Origin of the sequence: Streptomyces sp. NPDC017246, from assembly GCF_044331325.1 — a bacterium.
Classification (GTDB): domain Bacteria; phylum Actinomycetota; class Actinomycetes; order Streptomycetales; family Streptomycetaceae; genus Streptomyces.
In genome coordinates this window covers 207,157-213,851 of sequence record NZ_JBIRMW010000002.1, presented here as the reverse complement: position 1 = coordinate 213,851, position 6,695 = coordinate 207,157, and the positions used below count along the sequence as shown (strand labels likewise).

The 6,695-nt window shown below is 70.9% G+C and carries 6 protein-coding genes; 4 read left to right on the top strand and 2 right to left on the bottom strand.

The genetic code is table 11. The annotated features are described in order from the left end of the window. Positions 1 to 139 precede the first annotated feature (139 nt). Positions 140 to 1,996: an SDR family oxidoreductase gene (locus tag ACH4MY_RS05740; protein WP_397998012.1), complete on the bottom strand. Its 1,857-nt coding sequence runs from the start codon at positions 1,994 to 1,996 to the stop codon at positions 140 to 142. Then, positions 1,996 to 2,841, bottom strand: coding sequence for a M24 family metallopeptidase (locus tag ACH4MY_RS05735; RefSeq protein ID WP_397998009.1), 846 nt, complete (start codon positions 2,839 to 2,841; stop codon positions 1,996 to 1,998). The genes ACH4MY_RS05740 and ACH4MY_RS05735 overlap by 1 nt, the downstream gene beginning before the upstream one ends. A gap of 262 nt (positions 2,842 to 3,103) precedes the next feature. On the opposite strand from ACH4MY_RS05735, the gene ACH4MY_RS05730 reads away from it, so the two are divergent. The 4 genes from ACH4MY_RS05730 to ACH4MY_RS05715 are packed head-to-tail and all read left to right on the top strand — an operon-like array spanning position 3,104 to position 6,625. After that, the gene (locus tag ACH4MY_RS05730; protein ID WP_397999344.1) at positions 3,104 to 4,084 is read left to right on the top strand and encodes an ABC transporter ATP-binding protein; all 981 of its coding nucleotides are present in this window, start codon (positions 3,104 to 3,106) and stop codon (positions 4,082 to 4,084) included. After that, positions 4,081 to 4,983 (top strand): ABC transporter permease, encoded by a 903-nt coding sequence (locus ACH4MY_RS05725; RefSeq protein ID WP_397998007.1) that lies wholly within the window; start codon positions 4,081 to 4,083, stop codon positions 4,981 to 4,983. The genes ACH4MY_RS05730 and ACH4MY_RS05725 overlap by 4 nt, the downstream gene beginning before the upstream one ends. Continuing rightward, the gene (locus ACH4MY_RS05720) at positions 4,980 to 5,891 is read left to right on the top strand and encodes an ABC transporter ATP-binding protein (RefSeq protein WP_397998005.1); all 912 of its coding nucleotides are present in this window, start codon (positions 4,980 to 4,982) and stop codon (positions 5,889 to 5,891) included. Before ACH4MY_RS05725 ends, ACH4MY_RS05720 begins: the two co-directional genes overlap by 4 nt. 14 nt (positions 5,892 to 5,905) lie before the next feature. Beyond that, positions 5,906 to 6,625: an ABC transporter permease gene (locus tag ACH4MY_RS05715; RefSeq protein ID WP_397998002.1), complete on the top strand. Its 720-nt coding sequence runs from the start codon at positions 5,906 to 5,908 to the stop codon at positions 6,623 to 6,625. Positions 6,626 to 6,695 lie beyond the last annotated feature (70 nt).

The window sequence follows — 6,695 nt, the reverse complement described above, 5'->3', positions numbered from 1 at the left end:
CGGCCCCACCCTGCCTCGCGCCCGGCCCCACCCTGCCTCGCGCCCGGCCCCACCCTGCCTCGCGCCCGGCCCCACCCTGCCTCGCGCCCGGCCCCTCCCGCCCCGCTGCCACCGTCTACGCCACCGTGCACGCCACCGTCTACGCCGGCGGCTGCCACCGTGCGAAGGCCCGCAGTGTTCCCGGGCTCAGCCGGGACAGGAAGTGCGCTCCCTTGGCCTCCGGGGTCACCGGCACGACCGCGCGGTCGTGCAGGACCGCCCCCAGGATCGCGTCCGCGACCTTCTCCGGCGGGAAGTTCCGCAGGCCGTACAACCGGGACGCCTTCTTCTGGCGCCGCTTCTCCTCCGCCTCGTCGGTGACCCCGGCGAACCGCGCGGTCGCCGTGATGTTGGTGTTGACGATGCCGGGGCAGATCGCGGACACCCCGATGCCCTGGCCGGCCAGCTCGGCGCGCAGGCACTCGCTGAGCATCAGCACCGCCGCCTTCGACGTGCTGTACGCGGGCAGGGCCCGGGACGGCTGGAACGCCGCGGCGGACGCGGTGTTCACGATGTGGCCGCCCTCGCCGCGCGCGGTCATCTGGGCGCCGAAGACCCGGCACCCGTGGATCACGCCCCAGAGATTGACGTCGAGGACCCGCTTCCACTCCTCGCTCGTCGTGTCGAAGAAGGAGCCGGTGAGACCTATCCCCGCGTTGTTGACGAGGACGTCGACGATTCCGTACTCGCCGGCGACCTTGGCGGCCAGCTTCTCCATCGCCTGCTCGTCCGCGACGTCCACGGTCTCGCCCCAGGCCTCCGGGGCGCCGATCAGCCGGGCCATCTCGGCCGTGCGGACCGCTCCTTCGGCGTCCCGGTCGACGGCCACGACCCGGGCGCCGGCCTCCGCGAACGCGAAGGCCGTGGCCCGCCCGATGCCGCTGGCCGCCCCGGTCACCAGGATCAGCTGACCGCCGAACCGCTCCGCGTACTCCGGCTTCACCCCGCTCTTCGCCGCCGCGGCCGCGACCGGCTTCGGCGCCTTGGTCGCCGGCTCCTCGTTGGCCCGGACGAACTCGCCGATCCAGGCGGACAGCTGGTCCGGCCGGGTGCGCGGCACCCAGTGCTTCGCCGGAAGCGTGCGCCGGGTCAGATCCGGCACCCAGCTCCCCAGGTCGTCGTAGAGCCGCTCGGAGAGGAAGGCGTCACCGGTCGGCGTGATCAGCTGCACGGGCGCGTGCGCGTACGCGTCGGCGCGCGGCCTGCCGAGGCGGGCGCGGACGTTGTCCCGGTAGAGCCAGGCGCCGTGCGCCGCGTCGCTGGGCAGCGACGGCGTCGGATAGTCGCCCGCCGGGACCTTCTCCATCCGCTCCAGGATCTTCGGCCAGCGCTTGCCGAGCGGTCCCCGCCAGGCGAGCTCCGGCAGCACGGGAGTGTGCAGCATGTACACGTACCAGGACTTGGCGCCCTGACCGAGGAGCTGGCCGACCCGGCGCGGGGTGGGACGGGCCATCCGCTGCTTGATCCAGTGCCCGAAGTGGTCGAGGGAGGGCCCCGACATCGAGGTGAAGGAGGCGATGCGCCCCTCGGTGCGCGGGACGGTGACGAACTCCCAGGACTGCACCGAGCCCCAGTCGTGGCCGACGAGGTGGACCGGCCGGTCCGGGCTGACGGCGTCGGCGACCGCGAGGAAGTCGTCCGTCAGCTTCTCCAGGGTGAAGCCGCCGCGCAGGGGGGCCGGTGCCGTCGAGCGGCCGTGGCCCCGGATGTCGTACAGCACGACGTGGAAGTCCTCGGCGAGCCGGGCCGCGACCTCCGACCAGACCTCCTTGGAGTCCGGGTAGCCGTGCACGAGCAGGACGGTCGGCCGGCCCGTCTCGCCGAGCTCGGCGACGCACAGCTCGATCCCGCCCGTACGGACCCAGCGCTCCCGCGCTCCCGCGAGCCCTGCCGTCGAACCGCCGTGCTTCGTCGTCGAACCGCCGTGCCCCGTCCTCGGACCACTGAACCCCGCCATCAGACCGCCCCCTCGTTCCAACGCCGCACGTGCGGCAGATCGTCGTCCAGCCAGAACGCGCTCTGCTCGGGGTCCCGGGAGTCGGTGACGACCAGGATCTCCTCGAACTTCGCGCCCGTCCCCCGGAAACCGAGGTGCGGCTCGACCGCCCACAGGCCGGGCTGCGGCGGGTGGTCGGAGAACTTGTACGGCGACCAGAGCGGCGACCAGCCGTCCCGGTGGCCGTGCAGGGCGTCGCTCGCGAGGCCCTTGAGCGCCTGGGTGCCGAAGCCGAAGACCGTCGGCGACCAGCGGCGCTCCTTCACCCGGTCGATCTTGTGGGCGATGACGCCGAAGGGGTAGGCGCGGTGTCGGTTCGCGTACCCCTGCCGGACCATGAGCCGGTCCACGTCCTGGTAGATCTCGCGCAGCGTACGGCGCTCGCGCACCTCGCGCAGCAGCAGCTCGCGGTGGTCCTTGAGGTCGGCGAGCAGCTTGTCGTGCAGGGGGTTGAGGCCCAGGCATCCGCTGTAGCCGATGTCGGCCGTGTGCCCCTTGTAGACCGGGGCCATGTCGAGGATGAACGGCATCCCCGCCTCGAGACGCCGGTTGGTGGGGAAGAACTGCAGCGGGATCTTGAAGTCCACGAAGGCCGTGCGGTCCCCGAACCAGGCGAACGGCCGGTGGAACCAGTCCCGCACCCCCCGCTCGTACAGCCACTCGCGCTGCATCCGGGCGGCCTCGCGCTCGGTCACCCCGGGCTTGAGCTGCGCCGCGACGGCCTCGGCGCACTCGTAGGAGAGCCGCTGCACTTCCCTGAACCCCCGCAGCTCCGCGGAGAGTTCCCCTGTCACTGCTGAGGCCATGCCACCCGCCGTCCCGTGTGAGCGCCCGACTGCGCTACGCGTCCGTAACTTGACACCGATGAATGTGACAATGCTCGGCGGCTGCGTCAAGGGGTCGGACGGAGCCCTGTGGAAAAGCCCCCTCCGCACCCTCGGCCGGCCTGTGGAAAAAGACTTTCGTCGCGAGCTCCCCTACTGGCTTGTACTCCTCTGGTCGGACAAGGATCGAGCCGTTGGGCTGACGACCGCTGTGGCGCACACCACTACCGTCGAAGGCGTGACTGTGATCGCGACCGAAAGCCTCAGCAAGCGGTTCCCCCGGGTGACCGCTCTTGACCGGCTCTCCCTGGACATCGGGCCCGGTGTGACCGGACTCGTGGGTGCCAACGGAGCCGGCAAGTCCACCATGATCAAAATCCTGCTCGGACTCTCCCCCGCCACGGAGGGGCGCGCCGAGGTCCTCGGCATGGACGTCCGGACCCACGGCACGCAGATCCGTGAGCGCGTGGGCTACATGCCCGAGCACGACTGCCTCCCGCCGGACGTCTCGGCCACCGAGTTCGTCGTCCACATGGCGCGCATGTCCGGGCTGCCCGCCACCGCCGCCCGTGAGCGGACCGCGGACACCCTGCGCCACGTCGGTCTGTACGAGGAGCGGTACCGCCCCATGGGCGGCTACTCGACCGGTATGAAGCAGCGGGTGAAGCTCGCCCAGGCGCTGGTCCACGACCCGAAGCTGGTCCTGCTCGACGAGCCGACCAACGGTCTGGACCCGGTCGGCCGTGACGAGATGCTGGGACTGATCCGCCGGGTCTGGACCGACTTCGGCATCTCCGTCCTGGTCACCTCGCACCTCCTCGGCGAGCTGGAGCGCACCTGCGACCACGTCGTCGTCATCGACGGCGGCACGCTGCTGCGCTCCAGCTCCACCAGCGACTTCACGCAGGTGACCACGACGCTCGCCGTCGAGGTCACCGACTCCGACACCCACCCGGACGGCACGGCGGCGCTCCGCGCGGCGCTCGCCGGTGCGGGTGTCACCCTCCACGCGGGCGTGGAGGACGGCCTGCCCGGCGCCGGCCACATCCTTCTCCTGGAAGCCGCGGGCGAGGAGACGTACGACCTCGTGCGGGACGTCGTCGCCGACCTCGGCCTCGGTCTCGTCCGCATGGAGCAGCGCCGCCACCACATCGCCGAGGTCTTCCGTTCCGAGGCGTCCCCGCAGCACGAGGACCCGCAGCCCGAGGAGGTGCCGGCCCGATGAGCACCCCCGCCCCCCAGGCCGCTCCCGACACGACCCGGATCCACAACATCGGATACCGGTCCTACGACGGCCCGCGTCTCGGCCGGGCCTACGCGCGCAGGTCGCTGTTCTCGCAGTCGCTGCGCGGCGCGTACGGCCTGGGCCGGAGCGCCAAGTCCAAGGTGCTGCCGATGCTCCTCTTCGGTGTGATGTGCGTTCCCGCGCTGATCATCGTCGCGGTCGCGGTCGTCACCAAGCAGACCAAGTTGTCGATCGAGTACACGCAGTACGCGATCTTCCTCCAGGTGGTCATCGGCATCTATCTGGCCTCGCAGGCACCGCAGTCGGTCTCCCGCGATCTCCGGTTCAGGACCGTGCCGCTGTACTTCTCCCGGCCGATCGAGCGCGGGGACTACGTGCTCGCGAAGTTCGGCGCGATGGCCTCGGCGCTCTTCCTGCTGACCTCGGTCCCGCTCGTCATCCTCTGGATCGGCTCGCTGCTGGCCAAGATGGACTTCGGCACCCAGACGCAGATGTTCGGTCAGGGACTGCTCTCCGTGGCCCTGCTCTCGCTGCTCTTCGGCGGCATCGGGCTGGTCATGGCGGCGCTCACCCCGCGCCGCGGCTTCGGCGTCGCCGCCGTGATCGGCGCGCTGACGATCTCGTACGGCGCGGTCTCGACCCTCCAGGGCATCGCGTACGGCACGGACAACCTGGGCGCCATCACCTGGCTCGGCCTCTTCTCGCCGATCACCCTCATCGACGGCGTGCAGACCGCCTTCCTCGGCGCTCCCTCCTCCTTCCCCGGAGGCGAGGGGCCGGGCGCCGGTGCCGGCGCGGTCTATCTGCTGGTCGTCCTCGCGCTCGTCGCCGGCTCGTACGGCATCCTGATGCGCCGCTACCGAAAGGTCGGGCTGTGACCACCCTCGAAATCGACCACGTCTCCCGATGGTTCGGAAACGTCGTGGCCGTGAACGACGTCACGATGACGGTGGGCCCGGGCGTCACCGGCCTCCTCGGGCCCAACGGCGCCGGGAAGTCCACCCTGATCAACATGATGGGCGGCTTCCTCGACCCCTCCACCGGCAGCGTCACCCTCGACGGGAAGCCGATCTGGGGGAACGAGTCGGTCTACCGCGAGATCGGCGTCGTGCCCGAGCGGGAGGCGATGTACGACTTCCTCACCGGCCGCGAGTTCGTCCTGGCCAACGCGGAGCTTCAGGGCCTCGGTGCCGAGGAGGCCCAGCGGGCCCTGGCCACGGTCGAGATGGAGTACGCCCAGGACCGCAAGATCTCCACGTACAGCAAGGGCATGCGGCAGCGCGTGAAGATGGCCTCGGCCCTCGTCCACGAGCCGTCCGTGCTGCTGCTCGACGAGCCGTTCAACGGCATGGACCCGCGGCAGCGCATGCAGCTGATGGACCTGCTGCGGCAGATGGGCGCGGACGGCCGTACGGTCCTCTTCTCCTCGCACATCCTGGAGGAGGTCGAGCAGCTCGCCTCCCACATCGAGGTGATCGTGGCCGGACGCCACGCGGCCTCCGGCGACTTCCGCAAGATCCGCCGTCTGATGACGGACCGCCCGCACCGCTACCTCGTCCGCTCCAGCGACGACCGGGCACTGGCGGCGGCACTGATCGCCGACCCGTCCACGGCCGGGATCGAGGTCGACCACGCGGAGGGCGGCCTGCGCGTGCAGGCGGTGGACTTCGGGCGGTTCACGGAGCTGCTGCCGAAGGTCGCGCGCGAGCGGGGGATCCGTCTCCTGACGGTCTCGCCCTCGGACGAGTCCCTCGAATCGGTCTTCTCATACCTCGTCGCGGCCTGAAAGGAGCCTGACCGATGTACAACCCCACAGTCGCCCGGCTCACCTACCGGGCCCTGCTCGGCCGCCGCCGGGCCCTGATCCTCTTCCTGCTGCCCGCCATGCTGCTGGTCATCGCGGCGGCCGTCCGCGCCTTCAACGGCGCGGACGACCAGGTCGCGGCCGATGTCCTCGGCGGCTTCGCGCTGGCCACGATGGTGCCGCTGATCGGTGTGATCGCCGGGACCGGCGCGATCGGTCCCGAGATCGACGACGGCTCGATCGTCTATCTGCTGTCCAAGCCGGTGAAGCGGCCGTCGATCATCTTCACGAAGCTGATCGTGGCGATCGCGGTGACCATGGTCTTCTCGGCGGTACCGACGTTCATCGCCGGATTCATCCTCAACGGCAACGGCCGGCAGGTGGCCGTGGCGTACACGGTGGCGGCGCTCGTGGCCTCCATCGCGTACAGCGCGCTGTTCCTGCTGCTCGGCACGATCAGCCGGCACGCGGTGGTCATCGGCCTGGTCTACGCCCTGGTGTGGGAGGCCCTGTTCGGCTCCCTGATCGCGGGCGCGCGGACCCTGAGCGTCCAGCAGTGGGCGCTCGCCCTCGCGCAGAAGGTCACCGGCGACGGCCTGGTCACCTCCGAGGTCGGGCTCACGACGGCGGTGGTGCTCCTCGCGGCGGTCACGGTCGTGGCGACCTGGTTCGCCGGCCACAAGCTCGGCAAGCTGACCCTGGCGGGCGAGGAGTAGCCGCGGCAGACGGACCGGTCGGAGAAAGAGGATGCGGTACGACTCCGCGGGCCGAGGCCCCACCCCGGGA